Source organism: Aeromonas sp. FDAARGOS 1411 (genome assembly GCF_019047125.1).
Classification (GTDB): domain Bacteria; phylum Pseudomonadota; class Gammaproteobacteria; order Enterobacterales; family Aeromonadaceae; genus Aeromonas; species Aeromonas veronii.
Map to the genome: position 1 here is coordinate 3,361,943 of NZ_CP077214.1, position 21,695 is coordinate 3,383,637.

Consider the following 21,695-nt stretch of genomic DNA (forward strand, 5'->3'; position numbering starts at 1 on the left):
TGCTCGCCATTATGCCCACCTTTTAACAAAGTGCGACAAATTGTGAAGCGGCGCACAGCAGGGCGGCAACTCAGAGGTGATAGCGAGCCAGCAACTGCTTGTAGGCGGGGGTCTGTTTGAACGCCTTGAGGGCAGAGGAGAAGCGGATAGCCAGCTGGTCGTGGCCGGGCTTGTGGGTAAACGCGAGGAAGTTGCGGTTGTCGTCGGTCAACAGACGCGAGCCGTGGCTCACCTGATCCTGCAACCCCTGGGTATGCAGCAAATAGCGACCGACCCGCTCGTTGAGCACCACCCCGTCCAGCCGACCGGCCATCATCAGATGCAGCTGTTTGATGGCATTCCCCTCCCCCGTCATCGGCATCCGGATAACGCCGGGATCGGTCAGAAAATCGGGGCTGTAGGCATAATCTTCCTGAATACCTATCCGCAGACCCTTGAGGTCGGAGAGCTGCTTGAAATCCACCGGACGAACCGTCGGATAGAAGAGTACTTCACCGCTGTAAGAGAGCGGCTCTTCGGGGTAGTGGAGCCAGTGCTGGCGGGAAGGTTCAAAGAAGACATCGAGCACCGCATCCCCCTGCCTGAGACGGGCCTGCTGCAGAACCCGCTTCCAGGGCAGCACCCTGATTTCGGTGCGATAACCCATCTGGCGCAACACGGTACAGGCCAGATCGAGATCGGCGCCAGCCAGCTCGCCATTGTCACCACGCATCACATAAGGGGGCCACAGCTCGGTCAGCAGCGTCAGAGTCGGCGGCTCGTCCGCCGCTACGGCCGAACCAGCACCAAACAGGAAGGCCAGCAGCCAGCCGTACAACCCGATCCTTCGCAAACCCTGACACCACATCATGGAGATCCCTCATGGTCCGTATGGATTGAGGATATACAAGGGATGAGCAATAAAAAAGGAGGCCGAAGCCTCCTTGATATTCACTCTCTGAATGGCACTTACAGTGCTTTCAGGATTGCCTCGACGCTGGCCTTGGCATCGCCAAACAGCATCTGGGTATTTTCCTTGAAGAACAGCGGGTTCTGGACACCGGCGTAGCCAGTGTTCATGGAACGCTTGAAGCCGATGACGTTCTGCGCTTTCCACACTTCCAGCACCGGCATACCGGCGATCGGGCTGCCCGGATCTTCCATCGCGGCCGGGTTTACGGTGTCGTTGGCACCAATCACCAGCACGGTATCGGTATCGGCGAAGTCGTCGTTGATCTCGTCCATTTCCAGCACGATGTCATACGGCACTTTCGCCTCCGCCAGCAGCACGTTCATGTGGCCAGGCAGACGACCGGCAACCGGGTGGATACCGAAGCGCACCTTGACGCCACGATCACGCAGCTTCTGGGTGATTTCAGCCACCGGATACTGGGCCTGCGCCACCGCCATACCGTAGCCCGGGGTGATGATGACGGAGCTGGAGTTCTTCAGCAGGTCAGCCACTTCCTCGGCGCTGGTTTCGCGGTATTCGCCCATCTCCTGATCCGCCGTGGAGGCCACGCCATCGGAGCCGAAGCCACCGGCGATCACGGAGATGAAGGAGCGGTTCATCGCCTTGCACATGATGTAAGAGAGGATCGCACCGGAGGAACCCACCAGGGCACCGGTGACGATCAGCAGGTCGTTGGAGAGCATGAAGCCCGCCGCCGCCGCCGCCCAACCGGAGTAAGAGTTCAGCATGGAGACTACCACCGGCATGTCTGCGCCACCGATGGAGGCAACCAGATGCCAGCCGAAGGCGAAGGCGATCAAGGTCATCACCAGCAGGGCGAAGGTAGAGCCGCCCGCGTTGACGAAGTAGACCATCAGCGCCAGCGAGGCGACCACGGCCAGCAGGTTCAGCTTGTGGCGGTGCGGCAGCATCAGCGGCTTGGAGGAGATGAGACCACGCAGTTTGCCGAAGGCAACCACGGAACCGGTGAAGGTCACGGCACCGATGAAGACGCCCAGGAAGATCTCGACCAGGTGGATGTTCAGCATGGCGCCGGTCAGGTGCTCGACCTGAGCAACGCTGTTGGCCTGCTCGAACGCCGCACGGGCGGCTGCCAGGGTGGCATCCAGGTTGGAACCGACGGAGACGACCACCTCAGCAGGTGCAGAAGGGTGCAGATCGATGAAGCTGTTGAAGCCCACCAGTACTGCCGCCATACCCACGAAGCTGTGCAGCACGGCCACCAGCTCGGGCATCTCGGTCATTTCGACCTTGAGTGCCAGACGCACGCCGATGGCACCGCCGATCACCATGGCCAGGATGATCCAGTGAACACCACTGGTCTCCGGGTTGAATACGGTGGCGAGCAGGGCGATAGCCATACCCGCGATACCGAACAGGTTGCCATGCTTGGCCGTTTCTTGCTTCGACAGTCCCGCGAGACTGAGGATGAAGAGCACGGCGGCAACGATATAGGATGCTGTTACCAGTCCTTGAGACACGTTAAACCCCCTTAATCCTTACGGAACATCTTCAGCATGCGCTGAGTGACGGTGAAGCCGCCGAAGATGTTGATACTGGCAATCAGCACGGCGACGAACGCCAGCGCGGTGACCAGGGTCGACCCTTGCCCGATCTGCAGCAGGGCACCGACCACGATAATGCCGGAGATGGCATTGGTGACCGACATCAGCGGCGTATGCAGGGCGTGAGAGACGTTCCACACCACGTAGTAACCGACCACACAGGCCAGGATGAATACGGTGAAGTGGGAGAGGAAGGCTGCCGGGGCAACGGACGCAATCCAGCCGAAGGCGGCGATGCCGAGAGCACCGAACACGAACTTCTTGTTGGAAGGCTTGGCCTCTTCCTTCTTGGCGGCCGGTTTGGCGGCGGCCGGTTTCTGCGGGGCAGCAGAGACGGAGATGGCGGGCGGCGGGAAGGTCACTTCACCGGCCTGGATCACCGTCATGTTGCGCTGAACCACGTCTTCGAAGTCGATGGCAACGTTGCCGTCCTTCTCCTTGCACATCAGCTTCATCAGGTTGACCAGGTTGGTACCGTAGAGCTGGGAGGATTGGGCAGGCAGGCGACCCGGCAGATCGGTGTAACCAATCACCTTGACGCCGTTGGCGGTGACATGCAGTTCGCCCGGAACTGTGTATTCACAGTTACCGCCAGCCTGAGCGGCCATGTCCACGATGACGGAGCCCGGCTTCATGCTGTCGACCATCTCTTTGGTGATCAGCTTGGGAGCCGGCTTGCCCGGGATCAGGGCGGTGGTGATGATGATATCCACCTCTTTGGCCTGCTGGGCGAACAGCTCCATCTCTGCCTTGATGAACTCATCAGACATGACTTTGGCGTAACCATCGCTGGATGCACCGTCTTCGCCACCGAAGTCCAGCTTGAGGAATTCCCCACCCATGGATTCGATCTGCTCGGCCACTTCCAGACGGGTATCGAAGGCACGCACGATGGCACCGAGGGAACCGGCAGTACCGATGGCAGCCAGACCGGCTACGCCGGCACCGATCACCAGTACCTTGGCAGGCGGCACTTTACCGGCAGCAGTGATTTGGCCGGTGAAGAAGCGACCGAACTGGTGCGCAGCTTCAACCACGGCGCGATAGCCACCGATGTTGGCCATGGAGGAGAGGGCATCGAGGGACTGGGCACGGGAGATCCGCGGCACCATATCCATCGCCATCACATTGATGTTGCGCTCGGACAGCTTCTTGACCAGCTCAGGGTTCTGGGCAGGCCAGATGAAGCTCACCAGAGTGGCGCCATCTTTAATTTGTGCGATCTCGGCATCGGTCGGCGCATTGACCTTGAAGATAAGGTCGGCTTGCCAGACATTCGGCACCACGCTGGCACCGGCAGCCTCGAAGGCGGCATCATCGAAGCTGGCCGACAGGCCTGCGCCGGTCTCGATGGCGACCTCGAAGCCGAGCTTTTTCAGCTGCTCGACGGTAGCCGGGGTCGCTGCGACCCGGGTCTCACCGGCGAGACTCTCTCTCGGTATTCCAATCTGCATGACTATTCCCTGATGGTTAATAAACAATCGCTGCCCAGTGTCTCACTTCTGACGAAACAAGACATGACCAAAGTGCAGGTCCAGGGCTCTTTGTTATGAAAATCAGTAGGCTTTACCTCAACCTCCTGTCATGGTCAGGCCCCCGCTTTTCAGGCGCGAAGGTGATTAGTATCAAATTTTGGAGTTTTATTACAACCGCAGTCCCGACGGCACTCGTACAGAATTCAGCCCATCCCTGGCTACGATTAAAAAAAACAAACCAAATTAGAGGCTTATACCAGTAAAAACGGCTGAAAAAAGTGATCCAACCAGTCAAAAAAAATGTTTTACCGGCCCTCTATCTTAGCGTTTTTTGTTCTTACGAAATCCGCTTTCGTCTCACTTCTCGCAGCGAAACGCCGAAAAGTAACATTTTCCCAACAAAAGCGGGCCGCTCAGCCGCCAGATGGCGGGAGAGGGCCCCGGCAATTCAATCGTTTCGCCCGTTTGGCGCCGATTGGCGGCCCTTACCAGGACGCTTCATAAATATGCTGGCTCTGCACCAGATCGATATCGCTGTGCTCGCCCAGACGGGTCATGCCGTGCTCACCCAGCTTGCCGATCAGGGTGTCGATACCCAGATCTTTCAGACCGTAGTCGCGCAGTCGGGTCTTGACCCCCATCCGCTCGAAGAAGTCGCGGGTCGCGGCGATGGCATCATCGATGCGTTCCGCTTCGTTACCACTATTCAGACCCCACACCCGCTCTGCGTATTGCAGCAGCTTGGCATGCTTCTGTTTGCGCTTGGCCTGCAGCAGGGCGGGCAGCACCACCGCCAGAGTCTGGGCGTGGTCGAGGCCATGCAGGGCAGTCAGCTCGTGACCCAGCATGTGAGTGGCCCAGTCCTGCGGCACACCGGCACCGATCAGGCCGTTCAACGCCATGGTGGCGCTCCACATGATGTTGGCGCGTACCTCGTAGTTGTGCGGCTCGGCCAGCGCCTTGGGACCCTCTTCGATCAGGGTCAGCAGCAAGCCTTCAGCGAAGCGATCCTGCACCTTGGCATTGACCGGATAGGTGAGGTACTGCTCCACGATGTGAACAAAGGCATCCACCACCCCGTTCGCCACCTGACGCTCGGGCAGGGTGTAGGTGAGCACCGGATCCAGCACGGCGAAGCGCGGCATCACGAACGGCGAGAAGAAGTGCACCTTGTCGCCACTGCTGCGACGGGTGATGACGGCGCCCATGTTCATTTCGGAACCGGTCGCCGGCAGGGTCAGCACGGAACCGAGCGGGATGGCGGAACGCACTTCGCTGCCGACGGTCTCGAGAATGTGCCAGGGATCCTTGGCCAGATCGTAGTGCGCGGCAGCGGCGATAAACTTGGTGCCATCGAGCACGGAACCACCGCCAACGGCGAGCAGGAAGTCGACCCGCTCGGCACGGGCCAGCTCCACGGCCCCCATCAGGGTCTCGTAGGCCGGGTTCGGCTCGATGCCGCCAAATTCAAACAGGGTCATGCCAGCCAGCTCGTTACGGATCTGCTCCAGCAAGCCGCTGCGTACCACGCTGCCGCCGCCATAGGTGATCATGACGCGGGCATCGCTCGGGAGCTGCTCGCGCAACTGGGCGATCTGCCCTTGGCCGAACAGGATTTTGGTCGGGGTATGGAGAGTAAAGTTGTTCATCGACATTGCCTTCTTCTGATAGTCAGGGCGGCCTGGCCGCGAAATCGTGATTGCATTTTTCTCCAGAACAACCCTACCATCAAGACAACATCCTGCTTGATTCTTGCCTATTTCTACAAAGCAGCAAAAACCGGAACTGTCCAATCAAAGAGCGCCCATGCAAAACCGTTACAGCGACCTCGCAACCAGATTGACCCGCCACGTCACCGCCCCCGGCATCACCCCATCACCGGTGAAACAGGTCAACCTCATCTATACCACCGAGCACCATGGCCGCACCCCGGTGCTCTACCAACCGCGGATGATCGTTATCCTGCAGGGACACAAGGTGGGTTATCTGGCGGATCAAGTGTTTCGCTACGACCCCAACCACTACCTGCTGATGACCCTGCCGCTCCCCTGCGAGTGCGAGTGCTTCGCCTCCCCCGAGCAGCCGCTTATCGGTTTTACCATCGAGATCGATCTGGTCACCCTGCAAGAGCTGCTGCTGGAGCTTGGCGATGCCCTGCCCGCCCCCGCGCCGCAAAAGAGCGGCGTCCACTCGGTCCCCCTGTCGGAAACCATGTTTTGCGCTGCCGAGCGACTGATCGAGCTGATGGACAACCCGCTGCACGCCAGGGTGCTGGGGCCGCAGACGGTGCGGGAGATGCTGTTCCACGCCCTCACCGAGGGGGGCGGCCCGGCGCTGCAAGCGCTCGCCAATCGCCACAACCATGTGGGCCAGATCGCCAGGGTGCTGCGTATGATAGAGTCCCGTTATGCTGACAACCTCACCATGGAGGAGCTGGCGCGGGAGGTGAACATGAGCGTCTCCGCCTTTCACCACCACTTCAAGGCGGTCACTGCTACCTCGCCGTTGCAGTACATCAAGTCGTTTCGCCTGCACAAGGCGCGAATGATGATGCTGCACGACGGTATCAAGGCGGGCACCGCGGCGGCCAGAGTCGGTTACGAGAGCAACTCCCAGTTCAGCCGGGAGTACAAGCGCTTCTTCGGCAGCACTCCGACGGATCAGGCCTCCCGCTTCCGGGATGGCCAGCTGCGCATCATCGAGGGATAACAAGAGAGGGATTACTTATGCGTTCACTGCTTTGCCTGTTCACCGCTTTACTGCTGACGGCCTGTACCGGGATTGCCGACGGCATTCGTCCCGTTACCGGCTTCCAGCTCGATCGTTATCTCGGTACCTGGTACGAAATCGCCCGCCTCGACCACAGCTTCGAGCGGGGGCTGGAGCAGGTGAGTGCCACCTACAGCCTGCGGGACGATGGCGGCGTCAAGGTGCTCAACCGCGGCAAGCAGAGCGATGGCAGCTGGCGCGAAGCCGAGGGCAAGGCCTACTTCGTCGGCAACCCGGACGAGGCGCGGCTCAAGGTGAGTTTCTTCGGCCCCTTCTACGGCGGCTACAACGTCATCGACCTCGACCCCGATTACCAGCTCTCGCTGGTGACCAGCTACAACCACGACTACCTCTGGATCCTCTCCCGCTCACCCAACCCGCCCAAGGCGAAGGTGGATGCGCTGGTCGCCAAGGCGAAGTCGCTGGGCTTTGCCACCGACCAGCTGATTTGGGTCAAACAGACCCCTTAAGCCAGCCGTAAAATAACAAAGGGCAGCCCGCAGGCTGCCCTTTCTGTTGCTGGAGTGGCGGGATGTCAGAGCCGGAAGCGGCCGATCTCCTGCTCCAGCCGCTCGGTCAGCGACTTGAGTTCGGCCGCCTGCGCCGCTTCGTTGCCCGCCTGCTCGGCCAGCTCTTGCGAGACATGGCGGATATTCTCGGTATTGCGGCTGATCTCGCCGGTCACCGAAGTCTGCTCTTCGGCCGCCGCCGCGATCTGGGTCGCCATGTCGCTGATGGAGCCGATCGCCTCGTTGATCCGGGCAAGGCTCTGGTTGGCCGCTTCCGCATCCTCGACGCTGGTACCCGCCAGCTGACGGCTGGTCTCCATGCCACCCACGGCGCGACGGGTGGTCTGCTGCAGGGTCTCGATCATCTGCTGGATCTCGTCGGTGGAGTCGTGGGTGCGGCGCGACAGCACCCGCACCTCGTCCGCGACTACCGCAAAGCCGCGCCCCTGCTCACCAGCCCGGGCCGCCTCGATGGCGGCGTTGAGCGCCAGCAGATTGGTCTGCTCGGCGATGCCGCTGATGGTCGCCAGTATGCCGCTGATCTTCTGGGCATGGCTGTCGAGCTCGTTGATGATCTGGCTGGCATCGGCCACTTCGTCCGCCAGACCGGTAATGCTGCGCTGACTCTGGCCAACCTGGGATTGACCAGCGACCGCCAGTGCGACCGCATCGGTGGCGGTAGTGGCGGCAAACTCGGCGTTGCCAGCGATCTCGTGGGTAGCGGAAGCCATCTCGGTCACCGCGGTCGCCACCATCACGATCTCATCCTGCTGCTGGCGCACCCTTTGACTGCGGGCCTGCGCCCCGGCCGCCTGGGCACGGGACTGTGCCGCCAGCTCGACGGTCACATCCCGCAACCGGCTGACGATACCGTGCAGCCGCGCCACGAACTGGTTGAAGTTCTGGGCCAGCTGACCCACCTCATCCTTGCTGTGAGTGTTGATGTGAACGGTGAGATCCCCCTCGCCGTGGGCAATGTCGTGCAGGGCGTGCGCGACCCGACCGAGATCGGCGAACAGGTATTTGAAGGTGGCGGTGAGCAGGGCGCTGAACACCAGCATCAGCACCAGGGTCAGCCCCACCAGCTCCCACAGCAGACTGCTGAGCGGCGCCTCCAGCACATCGCGATACATCACCATGGCCAGCAGCCAGTCGGTGCCCGGTACCGGTTGTACCGCCAGCAGCACATCCCGCCCGTCGAGAGTGGCGGCGTGCAGCTCGCTGTTTTCGCGGCCCCACTGCTGGAAGGTGGCGGCAGAGAGTCCCGGCGCCAGCTCGGCGATGGGCTTGAGCGCCAGATCCTTCTGCGGATGGCCGACGATGAGGCCGCTGCTGTCGAGCAGCATGGCGTAGCCCTCACCCTGCACCTTCATCGCCAGCACTTCGTCGATCAGCTTGTCGAGCGCCAGGTTGGCCCCCACGGCACCGACCAGCTCGCCCTGATGGCGTACCGGCTCGGAGAGGGTGACCACCAGCTTCTGCATGGTGACGCTGACATAGGGGGCGGTGACGATCAGCTGCCCCGCCTTCACCGCATCCTGATACCAGGGGCGCTCGCGCGGGTCATAGTTGCCGGTGTTGAGGGAGGGGTCCTGCCGGGTCATCACCCCCTGCGCGGAGCCAAAATAGGTGAGCCCGAAGCCGCCGGAGGTGTAGGCCTGCTTCAGGTGCGGCACCAGCTCGGCTTGGGGGTTATCGCTGATCAGGTTGACCAGCGCATGGACGGTGTTCTTGCGATCCGTCATCCATTCGCCGATGGCGACCGAGTAGGCGTGGCCATAGTTGACCGCCTCGCTCTGGATGGCGCTCATGGTGCGGGATTTTAGGGTGTGAAAGGCAACGATACCGAGCAGTGATGCCATCAGCAGCACTACGCCAAGACTGGTGGCCAGCAGCTTGCCGCGCAGAGAGAGGGTCATGACGACGAATCCTTGTTGTTGTGTCAGGCAGGGAAAACCCTGATGTATCAAAGGCTATCGGCCGCAATATGAACAGACTTTAGTGAATCTGTATATTTTCCCATCTATCAACAACAGAACGCGCTATTCGTGTGAACCAGATCGCTATTCCATGCTACTGGCTCTTGTAACAACAAAGCAGCAGGCCGCCCTAAGGCGGCCTGTCACTTACCCCTGATATGCACCGGCGGAGTAGGTCAGCTCATAGCTGTGGCTGTAGATCTCGATGATGTTGCCGAAGGGATCTTCCATGTAGACCATACGGTAGGGCTTCTCACCCGGGTAGTACTCGCGCACCGGCATCCGCTGCTTGCCGCCCGCCGCGACGATGCGCGCCGCCAGCCCCTCGACATCCGGATCCTGCACGCTGAAGTGGAACACCCCGGTCTTCCAGAATTCGAAGTTGTTCTCACGGCGCTCGCTGTTGGGGAACTCGAACAGCTCGATACCGATCTTGTCGCCGGTGGAGAGATGAGCGATGCGGAAGGAGCCCCAGCCCGGGCCAAACACGTCGTTGCACATCACGCCGATGGCGGAGTCATCCTCGGTGATGGTGGTCGCCGGCATGATGAGATACCAGCCCATCACCTTGGTATAGAACTCGACTGCCTTGTCGAGGTCAGTCACCGTGATGCCGATGTGGGAGAAGTTGCGCGGATAGGTCATACGTCACCTTGAAATTGTGTGTGGGAAACAGGTGACATGATAGGAAGAGGCGCCATAATGAAAAATAAGGTCAAACTAATGGAAGTCATAAATTAAATTTATGGTTAATCCACTCTGGCTCCACACCCTGGTGGTGGTGCATGAAACCGGCAGTTTTACCCGTGCCGCCGAGCGGCTGGATCTCACCCAGGCCGCCGTCAGTCAGCATATCTCGCGTCTCGAGGCCGAATTCGGCCCCCTGCTGCTGCGCAAGCCCCGTCAGCTGGAGCTCACTCCGCGCGGGCTGGTGCTGCTCGACTTCGCCCGCCAGCAGGCACAGGCCGCCGAACAGCTGCGAGCGCGCCTCTCTGACGATGACCCTCACCGCGGCGCCATCACCCTCACCACCCCCGGCAGCATCGGCCTGCTGCTCTATCCCCTGCTGCTCGACCAGCAACAGGAGCACCCCGGACTCACCATCCAGCACCGCTTTGCCCCCACCCCCGACATAGTGCAGGCGGTACTGGCAGGGCGCAGCGATATGGGACTGGTGGATCAACCGCCGGAGCACCCCAGCATCGCCGCCGAGCCCTTCGCCCGCGAACCCCTCTGTCTGGTGGTGCCCAACGATGGCGAGGAGCAGAGCTGGCAGCACCTCTGTCAGCTCGGCTTTATCGACCATCCGGATGGCCGCAGCATGGCTCAGCGCCTGTTGGGACGACGCTACCCCGGCCAGCGCGTTGACGAGATCCCCCTGCGCGGCTTTACCAACCAGATCGGCCTGATCCTGGAGCCGGTCGCCCGCGGCCTCGGCTTTACCGTGCTGCCCCGCTTCGCCGTCACCGCCTTTGCCCAACAGGAGAAGATCCGGGTGATCCGGAGCAGTATTGAGGTGATCGACACCCTCTGGCTGATCTACCGCGCCGAGTGGCCGCTCCCCGCCCGCCACCAGCGGCTGGTCACCGTCCTGAAACAGCGGGTTGCTGCACACTGAACGCTCTTGCGGCAGACATCGAGATCAATATGGCCACAGTCACCGAGGGCTAGCGGCAAGAAGGAGAAGAGAAAGGAGAGGTGGATAAATGGGCGAATGCCGGAAATGCGAAAAGCCAGCTCAATGAGCTGGCCTCTCTGAAAATGGCAGGGGCGGCAGGACTCGAACCCGCAACCATCGGTTTTGGAGACCGCTGTTCTACCAATTGGAACTACGCCCCTGCAACAAACGAGGCGTAGTATACAAAGTGGAGATCAAAGGTAAAGGCTTTTTTTACGCTTTCGATGCAATTGCACAAATCCCGAACAAGTCGCGCTTGTTTGTGCAGCAAAGCGGGATAACTTGCTGTATTTGCAGCCCTGCCGGGGTAGGAATGGGACATAAATGGGGGTAGGGTGAAATCAGGTACCGGGAGGCCACTTATGCTCAATTACCGACTGCTCCAACAACTGGCGCCCCTCAACTTCAGGGATGAACGCAAGACAGAGGCCCTGCCCGCCTATCTTGAACGTGTCGCGCCGCTGGTGCCCTTTATTCCTGAAAATGTGCTTTCCCAGTGGATTTACCGCCATTGGCGCGGTTTTGAGTCCAACTGGAGCTTTATCGATCTCGCCAGCCATCAGTTCACCTGTGAAAGCTGGCCCACCGCGCAACTGGTGGATCAGGTGGACTCCCGCCATATGGAGGTGATCGAGCGCTGGGGGGAGATGCTGCGCAGCAACCGCTATGTGCGCCGCTCCTGGCTCGGCGAGAAGATGCTGAGCGACGGCACCTGGCCCGAACCTGTCATCGTGCTGGCGCCGGAGGAGGGAGCCAGCTACCCGAACGGCCATCCCCTGCCCCGCCCCTACTGCCTGCTGGAAGGACACCACAGACTCGGTTATTTGCGCGCCATGGCCCGCGATGGGGAATCGCTGCAAGAGACGCACAAGGTGTGGATTTGTCGTCATTTTTCCGCCACTTAAACGTTTTTCATGCTGAAATTGGCATCGGAAATAAAATTTTGACAATTAAAAAAGCGGCCCTATAATCTGTCCGGTTTTGAAAAAGGTCGGGACGAAACGATGCAGTTTTTGATTCAGAAAACAGCCTTGCAGACGGGTGGTGCGCACCAGAGCGGCCCCGTTGTTTCCGGTTCCCACCCCAACGATCCCCAGTTATTTTTAAAAAAAGCCCCTGTTTCAGGGGCTTTTTTTTGTGCCCGAAAAACCTCCAATGATGTCAAAGGGAATGCAGACGATGACCAATCCACTCTATAAGAAACATGTCATCTCCATTTCGGACCTGACCCGGTCAGAAATGGAACTGGTAGTCTCAACCGCACAACGGTTGAAGGCTGAACCTGACACCAGCCTGTTGAAAGACAAGCTGGTTGCCAGCTGCTTCTTCGAAGCCTCCACCCGCACCCGCCTCTCGTTCGAGACCGCGGTACAGCGCCTTGGCGGCAACATCATCGGCTTCGCCGACGGTGGCAACACCAGCGCCAAGAAGGGTGAGACGCTGGCTGACTCCATCAAGATCATCGGCTCCTACTCGGATGCGGTGGTGATGCGCCACCCGAAAGAGGGCGCGGCCCGTCTGGCCTCCGAATTCTCCCGCGTGCCGGTCATCAACGGCGGCGACGGCTCCAACCAGCATCCGAGCCAGACCCTGCTCGACCTGTTCACCATCCATGAGACCCAGGGCCGTCTGGACAACCTCAACGTCGCCTTCGTCGGTGACCTGAAATATGGCCGCACCGTGCACTCGCTGGCCCAGGCCCTCAGCCTGTTCAACTGCCGCTTCTTCTTCATCTCCCCGGAAGCGCTGGCGATGCCGGACTACATCTGCGAAGAGCTGGAAGAGAAGGGCATCCAGTTCAGCGTCCACCAGACCATGGAAGAGGTGATGCCGGAGCTGGACATTCTCTACATGACCCGCGTCCAGAAAGAGCGCTTCGACGAGACAGAATACAAGCACATGGCCGCCAAGTTCATTCTGGAGCTGGCAACCTTGGAAGGGGCCAAGCCCACCATGAAGATCCTGCATCCCCTGCCCCGCGTCGACGAGATCGATGTGGCGGTCGACAAGACTCCCCACGCTTGCTACTTCCAGCAGGCGGAGAACGGGGTCTATGCACGCCAGGCGCTGCTGGCACTGGTACTGAACGAAACTGTCTGAGCTTAGGGGAATATCATGTCTGACAAGAACCAACTGCAAGTCGAAGCCATCCGTCACGGCTCCGTCATCGATCACATCCCCGCTGGCCAGGGCATCAAGATCCTCAAGCTGTTCCAGCTGGTGGAGACCCAGGAGCGGATCACCGTCGGCTTCAACCTGAAATCCGGCGCGCTGGGCAAGAAGGATCTCATCAAGATTGAGAACACCCGCCTGACCGAACAACAGGCCAACCAGCTGGCGCTGTTCGCCCCGAAAGCGACCGTCAACATCATCGAAGACTTCAATGTGGTGAAGAAGCACCAGCTGGAGTTACCGGAGTTCATCGCCGGGGTGTTCCACTGCCCCAACTCCAACTGCATCTCCCACAACGAGCCGGTGGACAGCTACTTCCGGGTACGCGAAGTGAAAGGCGTGGTACGGATGAAGTGCAAATATTGCGAGAAGTCCTTCACTCAGGACATCGTCAGCGAGCGTTACTGATATCTGATTGGGCCCTGCGGGGCCCATTTTTGAACCCTGTCACATCACCGAATTTCCAGTCAGCTATAATTTGCCATCGCAAGATGGTAATGCCCGCTCATTCCCTGCATATAGATGGATTATCAGTGTTTTTGCCTGATAACTGACTGCTATGGCAGATATCGCGCGTTTACCTCCGGTCATCATCAAAGGAATTCGCCGTGGTCAAAACCCTCAGTCGTCCCGTTGCCCAAGAGCCCGATCTGGCCCAGCTGGATGCCTGTCGCCAGATCATCGGTCAGCACTGTTACAGCACCCAGGAAGAGATCCGCCGCGAGCTGTCGGAGCGCGGCTTTGCCGACATCAGCCAGTCCACCATCTCCCGTCTGTTGCGCCGCCTCGGCGTCGCCAAGGCCCAGAATGCCAACGGCAAGAAGGTCTACACCCTGGTCGATGAGCAGCTGGAACCCGCCGGCAGTACCCGCTCGATCCACGACATGGTGCGCGAAGTGGTACACAACCAGCAGATGGTGCTGATCCACACCACTCCGGGGGCCGCCACCGTGGTGGCTCGCCTGCTGGATCGCAACGCCAATCCCGAGATCATGGGCGCCGTCGCGGGCAATGACGTGGTGCTGGTCGCGCCGCGCCATATCAGCCGCACCCGTCAGGCCCACGCCGCCGTAGTGCGCACGCTGGCGCAGGCCCGCTAAGCTCTCTCCCCCAAATGCACTGAGGCGACCCGCGGGTCGCCTTTTTGTTGCCTGCTATTTTGTGTCCATCACTTCTTGCGCCCATAAAAAACGGGAGCCCGCAGGCTCCCGTTTCATCTTGCTTGTCAGCCCTCAGGAGAGCACGGCGCCCAGGCTCAGGCAGACCACGATCAGCACGGTCAGGATACCGAGCAGCGGAGCCACCCACTTCAGCCAGCGCACATAAGGCACCTTGGCAATCGCCAGACCGCCCATGACCACGGCGGAGGTCGGGGTCACCAGGTTCACCAGACCGGAGGCAGACTGGTAAGCAGTCACCACCAGATCGCGACCCACGTTGGCGAAGTCGGCCAGCGGCGCCATGATCGGCATGGTCAGTACGGCCAGACCGGAGGAGGACGGCACCAGGAAGGAGAGCACCACTTCCAGCACGAACATCACGTTGATAAAGACGATGGTGGAGAGGCCGGTCACGATCCCTTCTGCACTGTGCAAAATGGTGTGAGTGATCATGCCGTTATCCATCACTACCACGATACCGCGGGCGATACCGATGATCAGCGCTACACCCAGCAGGTCGCGAGCACCGTCGATAAAGTTGGAGGTCAGCTCCTCCTCGCTCATGCGGGAGATAAGACCAACGATGATGGCGGCAGCCAGGAACACACCGGAGATCTGTGCCATCCACCAGCCCAGCACGGCCACACCGTAGATCATCACGGCGAAGGCGGCGACGAAGATACCCAGCACGATTTTACGGGTCAGGGTGAACTCCAGCATCTGGTCGCTCTTGTTGCCAAGGAAGTGGGCACGGTTCTCTTCCCACTTGTCAGCCACCAGAGATTTACTCGGATCGCTGCGCACCATCTTGGCGTAACGCATGACGTAGGCAACACAGAGCAGCCAACCGGCGACCAGCATGGCAACGCGCAGCCAGATACCGTCGGTGAAGGAGATACCGGCGGCGTTGGCGGCGATAACGGTCGCAAAGGGGTTGATGGTGGAACCCAGAGTACCGATACCGGCACCCAGCAATACGGTTGCCGCGGCGACCACAGGGTCGAAGCGGGCGGCCATCATAACCGGCACCAGCAGGGTGTAGAACGGCAGCGACTCTTCGGCCATGCCGTAGATGGTGCCGCCTGCGGCGAACAGCGCCATCAGGATCGGGATCATCCACTCTTCACGGCCACGCAGACGGTCGGTCACACGTTCGATACCGGCATCGATGGCACCTGTCTTGGTCACAATGCCAAGAAAACCACCGATGATCAGTATAAAGAGGGAGACGTCGATGGCGCCTGCCTCATAGGTGTCGTGGTTGTAGAGGCCATCGATAGGTGCCAGCAGCACATCGACTATCCCCTGGGGATTCCCCTCCACCAGTTTGTAGGTACCCGCCACCGGCACTTCTTTGCCGAGGGCTTCGTTCATGGTCATCTCATATTTGCCGGCCGGCACTATCCAGCTCAGGGCGGCCACCAGGGCGATCAGCACAAACAGTATCGTGTAGGCTGACGGGAACTTGAATTTGGTCATGGTCCAGCTTCCTTCTGTGGGTGTGGTATCCATGCAGGCTGCGGGTTGTAGGGTTAGAGGTATTATGCCGCTGTCACATGGTCGAAAAGCCGGGGGTCGCCCCCCGGCACCACTACTGCGACCTTAGTCGCCCAGCGTAGCAACCATCACTGCCTTGATGGTGTGCATCCGGTTTTCGGCCTCGTCGAACACGATGCTGTGCTCGGATTCGAACACGTCCTCGGTCACTTCCAGGCCTTTCATGCCATATTTGTCAGCCACTTCCTTGCCCATGGTGGTCTCGTCGTTGTGGAACGCCGGCAGGCAGTGCATGAACTTCACATCCGGGTTCTTGGTGGCGTTGATGACATCCATGTTGACCTGATACGGGGTCATCAGTTTGACGCGCTGATCCCAGGCTTCTTTCGCTTCACCCATGGATACCCAGACGTCGGTGTAGAGGAAGTCAGCACCCAGCACACCCTCTTTCACATCTTCGGTCAGGGTGATGCGTGCGCCGGTCTCTTCGGCGATCAGGCGGCACTTGGCAACCAGCTCCTCTTCCGGCCAGAAGGCTTTCGGTGCGACCAGACGGATGTCCATGCCCATTTTGGCGGCGCCGACCATCAGGGAGTTACCCATGTTGTTGCGGGCATCACCCAGGTAGGCGAACTTGATTTGATCCAGACGCTTGCCCTTGCCGTGCTCCAGCATGGTCATGAAGTCAGCCAGGATCTGGGTCGGGTGGAATTCGTTGGTCAGGCCGTTCCAGACCGGGACTCCAGCGTAGGCGCCCAGCTCTTCCACGATCTCCTGACCGTAGCCGCGGTATTCGATACCGTCATACATGCGACCCAGTACACGGGCGGTGTCCTTCATGGACTCCTTGTGACCGATTTGGGAGCCGCTTGGGCCAAGGTAGGAGACTTGTGCGCCCTGGTCGAAGGCCGCCACTTCAAACGCACAACGGGTACGGGTGGAGGTCTTCTCGAAAATCAGGGCGATGTTCTTGCCGACCAGATGCTTGCGCTCGTAGCCACCGTATTTGGCTTTTTTCAGGTCGATGGCCAGGTCAATCATGTATTGGATTTCGCGCGGGGTGAAGTCCAGCAGTTTCAGGAAGTTACGGTTACGCAGATTAAAAGCCATGATGAGTTCTCTCTATATATGTTTCAGACCAGTTCGGGCAGTTGTGTTGACTACGCATTCTCAGTACAGATGTCGGTAATTACGCATGTACGGTGCGGGTGGCGACGATATTGGTGCCGGCTTCCCCCTTGAGGATGGCGAGGCCATCTTCCAGCGAGCCGATGCCGACCATGCCGCCGGTCGCTTTGACAAATTCACAAGAGGCTTCGACTTTCGGCCCCATGGAACCTGCATCGAACTTGACCCCGGCCAGCTCGTCCGGGCTGGTGACTCGCAGCGGACGCTGGGTCGGCTTGCCCCAATCCAGATAGACGGCATCGGCATCGGTCAGGATCAGCAGGGCGTCGGCCTTGATCTGCTTGGCCAGATAGGCGGCAGACATGTCCTTGTCGATGACGGCTTCGATACCGGTCAGGCTCTGGCCATCCCAGGTCACCGGGATACCACCACCACCGGTACAGATGATGAGGTGGCCCTGGGCAATCAGGGTTTCGATGGCATCGCCTTCAACGATGCGCTGAGGCAGCGGGGACGGTACTACGCGGCGGAAGAACTTGCCGTCAGCCTTGACCACCCAGTGCTTCTCTTCTGCCAGGGTGCGGGCTTCAGCCTCTTCGTAGACGGGGCCGATAAATTTGGTCGGATTGGCAAACGCCGGATCCTTGGGATCAACCTGCACCTGGGTCAGCAGCGCGGTGACGTTGCGGCTCGGCATCAGGTTTTTCAGCTCCTGGATCAGCATGTAACCGATCATGCCTTGGGACTCGGCACCCAGCACATCCAGCGGATAGGGGGATACCTTGGTGTAGGCGCTGTTCTGCAGGGCCAGCAGGCCGACTTGCGGGCCGTTGCCATGCACCAGCACCACGTTGTACTCCTGAGCGATCAGGGCGATGGTCTTGGCGGCAGTTGCAATGTTCTTGCGCTGGATATCCGCTTCCAGTGGCTCACCACGACGGAGCAGTGCATTGCCACCCAGAGCGACGACGACAGTTGGTTTTTTCATAGTGGTTAATCTCGAGTTTGGTTCTGTGTGGCGCCAGCTTCTGCCGGCGCCACGCCGTCTCATCAGATGCTGTCGCGTTCCATCGGGCAGCTCATGCAGCGGGCGCCGCCGCGGCCACGGCCCAGTTCATCACCCGGGATGGAGAGAACTGTGATACCGGCTTTGTCATATTTCTCATTGGTGTAGGTATTGCGCTCGTAACCCACCACCACGCCGGGACGTACGGTCAGCACGTTGTTGGCGTCGTTCCACTGCTCGCGTTCGGCTTCGAAGCTGTCACCGCCAGTGGTGATGATCTTCAGCTGATCCACGCCCAGTGCTTTCTCGATAGCGGTGACGAAGTAACCCTCTTCCTTGATGTTCATGCCGGTGGCGCCGCCCGGAGTCAGGCTCCAGCACTGCACATCCTTGCGGATCACTTCCGGATAGACGGAGAAGGTGTCGATGTCCATGTGGGTCATGACGGTATCCAGGTGCATGCAGCTGCGGTGTTTCGGCAGCTCCATGGCGATGACCTGTTTGGCCTGACCGTGTTTGAACAGGCTGCGAGCCAGATGCTCGACACCTTGCGGGGTAGTGCGCTCGGACATGCCGATCAGCACAGCGCCGCGGCCGATAACCAGTACGTCGCCACCCTCGATGGTGGAGTTGTCGTAGTCACGCTCCTCGTCACCGAAGTACTTGATGAAGTCCTGACCGGCAAACATCGGGTGCCAGCGGTAGATGGCCTTCACATGGTTGGTCTCGCGGCGACGAGCCGGCTTGGCCATCGGGTTGATGGAGACGCCACCGTAAACCCAGCAGGAGGTGTCGCGGGTAAAGAGGTGGTTGGGCAGCGGCTCGATGATGAAATCGGTCGGAGCGTGCATGCCCACTACCATGTTGACGCCGCTGTAGGGCATCTCGGAGTAAGTGAGGCCGCCGGAGAGAATGCGGGCCAGTTCGCGGTGCGGCATGTCAGCCAGGAAGCAGCGCACGTCGTTGGCAAAAGAAGAGCCGAGGCGGTAGTCGGAGACCTGATGTTGCAACAGCCAGGTTTTGGCTTCCGGCACATCCAGGGTTTCCGCCAGCAGATTGGTCAGCAGGAAAACTTCGACATTCTGATCGCGCAGTACCTGAGCGAATTTGTCGTGCTCCTGACCAGCGCGTTCAACAGACAGGACGTCATCGAACAGCAGATCCTGGCAGTTGGAAGGAGTCAGACGCTTCAGACTGAGGTTGGGGCGGTGCAACATGACACGGCGCAATTGGCCAACTTCAGAACCTACATAAAATTTGCTCATGATTATATTCCGTCTAGCAGTGGTCCCTGCGAGTGATTGAATAGATTCCTTCTATTCATGCTCGTGGCTAAGGCGGGATATTCTTTATGTAGGGTAATCGGCTTATGTTCTATCCTGCCCTTGCCTTTCGAGACCGAGGTTAGCCCTGCGAATCACGACAAACTTAGACATTGATCACATTCACTCAGAACTGAATATATTCACCATCCAATCTATGACCCCGGTAGCAAATTGCGCATTTTCCACACAAATCGCACCGAATAACCATGCAAAACCACCCTACTATATTTCAGATTGATTCATTTTTTATTCATGCCAGTTCACTGTGGTGATTAAATGCAAATAACAAAAACTGTTAAAAATCATTATTATAAATAACTTTACAAATAGAATCTGAATATTACTCCCTATGTATTGAATACATCGCCGTGACGGGAGGAACGCGGGAGAAATAAATACTCACATCGACCACATTCACTGCATAAATCTTTTCTTGTTCCAGATCATGGCATTGATGCCAACCCCATCAGGCTCGGCCTCATCAGTCACCACCTCTTTGTGCGGTTCAACTTAATATGCACAAAGTCCGCATCAAGGTGGGCAGCTATCCTCGTCGGTCACCACAACGCCTTTTGATACTTTTTTCATTAATTGAATTTATTCGTCTCACCTTGCACTGGCGCCAACCTCGACTTAACTCAGAAAGTGATCCAGATCACACAGGAATGGCACTACCAAGGAGTTGTTATGAAAATGAAACCCATGCTGTTGCTCGCGACTTTGCTGCTCTCTGCGCTCCCCACCCTCAGTCAGGCTGAAGGAGCCCCTGCCATGCCCATGGTGGTATGCCATGTCGACAAGGCCCCCCAGATGCTGGTGCCTGACTATGTCTGCCGCTGGCAGGGAGGCAGCGTTCATTACTAGTCGAAACAACGAGAGGAGCATCACTCCTCTCGCCTTGTGATGAGACTGGCCCCTCCTATACTGAAATCAGCGGTTTTCTCATGGATAGGGGAACGTCATGATCTTGTTGGTCGGTGGAGAGAAGGGGGGGAGTGGCAAGAGCTGCTTGGCACAAAATCTGGCGGTCTACCTCAGATCCCAATTTCAGGGGGAGGTGTTACTGGTCGACTGCGACCCGCAGCGAACCACCTCTGACTGGATTCAGGAGCGCAACGACAACCCGGAGCTGCCACAAATCAACTGCGTACAGCTCTATGGCAATATTCGCAACGACCTGCTCAGCCTGAAAAACCGCTACGACTACGTCATCGTCGATTGCGGCGGGCAAGACAACCGGGCACTGCGCTCCACTATGGCTGTCGCCACCCACGCCCTGATCCCCTTGCGTCCGAAACGCCGCGACCTCAAGACCCTGCCCCACATGGAAGATCTCATCACCACCTGCAAGATGGTCAACCCGACCCTCAATGCAGCCGTAGTGCTGACCCAGTGCCCCGCCCTGCCCAATCAGGTAAAACGCATTCTGGAAGCGAAAGAGGTTTGCTCCTCGTTCGGTGTCGACGTCCTGAACGCCATCACCTATGGCCGCAACGTCTATGACGACAGCGAAGAGAAGGGACTGTCGGTGATGGAGATCGAGCCGGATGGCAAATCCGCCGAAGAGATCCGGGCCATCGCCAAAGAGTTCCTGCAAGTGGGGGTGTGAGATGGGTCTGGCCGATCTGAAGAAAAAACACCAGCTGCATCACCAGAAGAAGTTCACCGTCGACGAATTTATCGAAGATGCGGAGTTCTACGCCAAGGGCAAACCCAAGGTGGTCAGCCTTGAACTGGGCCTGCATCGTGATGAAGCCTTGTCGGCGCTGGCCTTTATCGAGAGTGGTGAGCACCTGAAGCCCAGCTACAAAAAAGCCACCTTCTCCATGAGCACGGTGGCCATCGACGAGCTGGGTAACCTGACCCAGCAAGACGGCATGAACAAGTCCCTGTTGCTGCGCCTTTTTACCCACTACTTCTCTTCGCTCACCCCGGAAGAGCGCCAGACCATCTATGAGCGGCTCAACCAGCGCTCATAATTTCTCCATTCAACCGCTCTTTGTGTGCCTCACCAACTCACCCCGAATGACCATCATCAGACTGCAAAATCTGTTTCTGAAGCAACCAAAACGCCATGTAAGAGATCTGCCATTCCACATGTAAGCCAACAGCCGAAAAGATCCCCGAGATAATCGGAAGATAAGATCTTAAAACATGAAGATGAGCAACTTAAATAGCTGTTTATAAATGAATAAATCGAAACTCACCACTTTCGAAATAGCCAATGACAAAAACGTTTTCCAATCTGGCGTTGTAGCCGGTTAGAAAATCCTTATAGTTACTCATGCACGGACGCAATGAAGTCGGTCAGGAAGACTGGCTGCCAGGGTTGGGCAAATGGACTCACCACAGGATGTGGTAAAGGACACCTCCCAGGACGGAGAAAGTGCGACGGGACAGGATGACTCGTCAGGCCAAGATGGCTAAAGGACACCCCAAAGGATTGGGAAGGGGAAACCTAAAGGAAGAGGTAAACAGTC

The 21,695-nt window shown here is 58.7% G+C and carries 21 protein-coding genes and 1 tRNA gene; 11 read left to right on the forward strand and 11 right to left on the reverse strand.

The window, feature by feature from the left end; all coding sequences use genetic code 11:
- Window positions 1-70 precede the first annotated feature (70 nt).
- The 4 genes from I6L41_RS15160 to yqhD form a co-directional block, all read right to left on the reverse strand.
- Window positions 71-850: an ABC transporter substrate-binding protein gene (locus tag I6L41_RS15160; protein WP_216959791.1), complete on the reverse strand. Its 780-nt coding sequence runs from the start codon at window positions 848-850 to the stop codon at window positions 71-73.
- Between the two features lie 98 nt (window positions 851-948).
- Window positions 949-2,433: a Re/Si-specific NAD(P)(+) transhydrogenase subunit beta gene (pntB, locus tag I6L41_RS15165; RefSeq protein WP_005339759.1), complete on the reverse strand. Its 1,485-nt coding sequence runs from the start codon at window positions 2,431-2,433 to the stop codon at window positions 949-951.
- A gap of 11 nt (window positions 2,434-2,444) precedes the next feature.
- Window positions 2,445-3,971 (reverse strand): Re/Si-specific NAD(P)(+) transhydrogenase subunit alpha, encoded by a 1,527-nt coding sequence (pntA, locus tag I6L41_RS15170; RefSeq protein ID WP_113740331.1) that lies wholly within the window; start codon window positions 3,969-3,971, stop codon window positions 2,445-2,447.
- 506 nt (window positions 3,972-4,477) lie between these two features.
- Window positions 4,478-5,641 carry an alcohol dehydrogenase gene (gene yqhD / locus I6L41_RS15175; protein WP_216959794.1) on the reverse strand — a complete coding sequence of 388 codons (1,164 nt, stop codon included), beginning with the start codon at window positions 5,639-5,641 and terminating at the stop codon, window positions 4,478-4,480.
- 157 nt (window positions 5,642-5,798) lie between these two features.
- Here yqhD and I6L41_RS15180 point away from each other — a divergent pair, with 157 nt between their 5' ends.
- Together I6L41_RS15180 and I6L41_RS15185 are read left to right on the forward strand one after the other, a co-directional pair.
- Window positions 5,799-6,701 carry an AraC family transcriptional regulator gene (locus I6L41_RS15180; protein WP_005339751.1) on the forward strand — a complete coding sequence of 301 codons (903 nt, stop codon included), beginning with the start codon at window positions 5,799-5,801 and terminating at the stop codon, window positions 6,699-6,701.
- 17 nt (window positions 6,702-6,718) lie between these two features.
- On the forward strand, window positions 6,719-7,231 hold the full coding sequence (locus tag I6L41_RS15185) for a lipocalin family protein (RefSeq protein ID WP_005356301.1): 513 nt from the start codon (window positions 6,719-6,721) through the stop codon (window positions 7,229-7,231).
- A gap of 65 nt (window positions 7,232-7,296) precedes the next feature.
- Here the strand turns inward: I6L41_RS15185 and I6L41_RS15190 are convergent, their stop codons facing one another.
- Both I6L41_RS15190 and I6L41_RS15195 read right to left on the reverse strand, forming a co-directional pair.
- A complete protein-coding gene (locus I6L41_RS15190) occupies window positions 7,297-9,189 on the reverse strand; it encodes a methyl-accepting chemotaxis protein (RefSeq protein ID WP_216959797.1) in 1,893 nt (630 codons plus the stop codon).
- A gap of 207 nt (window positions 9,190-9,396) precedes the next feature.
- Window positions 9,397-9,894: a lactoylglutathione lyase family protein gene (locus I6L41_RS15195; protein ID WP_108613759.1), complete on the reverse strand. Its 498-nt coding sequence runs from the start codon at window positions 9,892-9,894 to the stop codon at window positions 9,397-9,399.
- Between the two features lie 100 nt (window positions 9,895-9,994).
- On the opposite strand from I6L41_RS15195, the gene I6L41_RS15200 reads away from it, so the two are divergent.
- On the forward strand, window positions 9,995-10,867 hold the full coding sequence (locus I6L41_RS15200) for a LysR family transcriptional regulator (RefSeq protein WP_216959800.1): 873 nt from the start codon (window positions 9,995-9,997) through the stop codon (window positions 10,865-10,867).
- Window positions 10,868-11,011: 144 nt separating this feature from the next.
- Here I6L41_RS15200 and I6L41_RS15205 read toward each other — a convergent pair.
- Window positions 11,012-11,088 (reverse strand) — tRNA-Trp (locus tag I6L41_RS15205).
- 201 nt (window positions 11,089-11,289) lie between these two features.
- Here I6L41_RS15205 and I6L41_RS15210 point away from each other — a divergent pair.
- From I6L41_RS15210 to I6L41_RS15230, 5 genes are all read left to right on the forward strand, one after another.
- Window positions 11,290-11,832: a hypothetical protein gene (locus I6L41_RS15210; protein WP_139432034.1), complete on the forward strand. Its 543-nt coding sequence runs from the start codon at window positions 11,290-11,292 to the stop codon at window positions 11,830-11,832.
- A 99-nt stretch (window positions 11,833-11,931) separates the two neighbouring features.
- Window positions 11,932-12,126, forward strand: a complete 195-nt coding sequence (locus tag I6L41_RS15215; RefSeq protein WP_013724188.1) for a hypothetical protein — start codon at window positions 11,932-11,934, stop codon at window positions 12,124-12,126.
- Complete coding sequence (gene pyrB / locus I6L41_RS15220) at window positions 12,107-13,027, forward strand: aspartate carbamoyltransferase (RefSeq protein ID WP_005339735.1); 921 nt, start codon at window positions 12,107-12,109, stop codon at window positions 13,025-13,027. The genes I6L41_RS15215 and pyrB overlap by 20 nt, the downstream gene beginning before the upstream one ends.
- A gap of 15 nt (window positions 13,028-13,042) precedes the next feature.
- Complete coding sequence (gene pyrI, locus I6L41_RS15225) at window positions 13,043-13,507, forward strand: aspartate carbamoyltransferase regulatory subunit (RefSeq protein ID WP_005339730.1); 465 nt, start codon at window positions 13,043-13,045, stop codon at window positions 13,505-13,507.
- A 200-nt stretch (window positions 13,508-13,707) separates the two neighbouring features.
- A complete protein-coding gene (locus I6L41_RS15230; RefSeq protein WP_005339728.1) occupies window positions 13,708-14,199 on the forward strand; it encodes an arginine repressor in 492 nt (163 codons plus the stop codon).
- Between the two features lie 132 nt (window positions 14,200-14,331).
- On the opposite strand, the gene I6L41_RS15235 is transcribed toward I6L41_RS15230, so the two are convergent.
- The 4 genes from I6L41_RS15235 to arcA all read right to left on the reverse strand — a co-directional run bounded on the left by I6L41_RS15235 (window position 14,332) and on the right by arcA (window position 19,155).
- Complete coding sequence (locus I6L41_RS15235; protein ID WP_005339725.1) at window positions 14,332-15,738, reverse strand: YfcC family protein; 1,407 nt, start codon at window positions 15,736-15,738, stop codon at window positions 14,332-14,334.
- A gap of 123 nt (window positions 15,739-15,861) precedes the next feature.
- Complete coding sequence (gene argF / locus I6L41_RS15240; protein ID WP_005339721.1) at window positions 15,862-16,866, reverse strand: ornithine carbamoyltransferase; 1,005 nt, start codon at window positions 16,864-16,866, stop codon at window positions 15,862-15,864.
- 79 nt (window positions 16,867-16,945) lie between these two features.
- Window positions 16,946-17,872, reverse strand: a complete 927-nt coding sequence (arcC, locus tag I6L41_RS15245; RefSeq protein ID WP_005339719.1) for a carbamate kinase — start codon at window positions 17,870-17,872, stop codon at window positions 16,946-16,948.
- Window positions 17,873-17,934: 62 nt separating this feature from the next.
- Complete coding sequence (gene arcA / locus I6L41_RS15250; RefSeq protein ID WP_005339718.1) at window positions 17,935-19,155, reverse strand: arginine deiminase; 1,221 nt, start codon at window positions 19,153-19,155, stop codon at window positions 17,935-17,937.
- Between the two features lie 747 nt (window positions 19,156-19,902).
- On the opposite strand from arcA, the gene I6L41_RS15255 reads away from it, so the two are divergent.
- The 3 genes from I6L41_RS15255 to I6L41_RS15265 all read left to right on the forward strand — a co-directional run bounded on the left by I6L41_RS15255 (window position 19,903) and on the right by I6L41_RS15265 (window position 21,194).
- Window positions 19,903-20,079 (forward strand): hypothetical protein, encoded by a 177-nt coding sequence (locus tag I6L41_RS15255; protein ID WP_005339717.1) that lies wholly within the window; start codon window positions 19,903-19,905, stop codon window positions 20,077-20,079.
- Between the two features lie 97 nt (window positions 20,080-20,176).
- Window positions 20,177-20,824: an AAA family ATPase gene (locus tag I6L41_RS15260; protein WP_005339716.1), complete on the forward strand. Its 648-nt coding sequence runs from the start codon at window positions 20,177-20,179 to the stop codon at window positions 20,822-20,824.
- A 1-nt stretch (window position 20,825) separates the two neighbouring features.
- Window positions 20,826-21,194: a hypothetical protein gene (locus I6L41_RS15265; RefSeq protein WP_005339715.1), complete on the forward strand. Its 369-nt coding sequence runs from the start codon at window positions 20,826-20,828 to the stop codon at window positions 21,192-21,194.
- Window positions 21,195-21,695 lie beyond the last annotated feature (501 nt).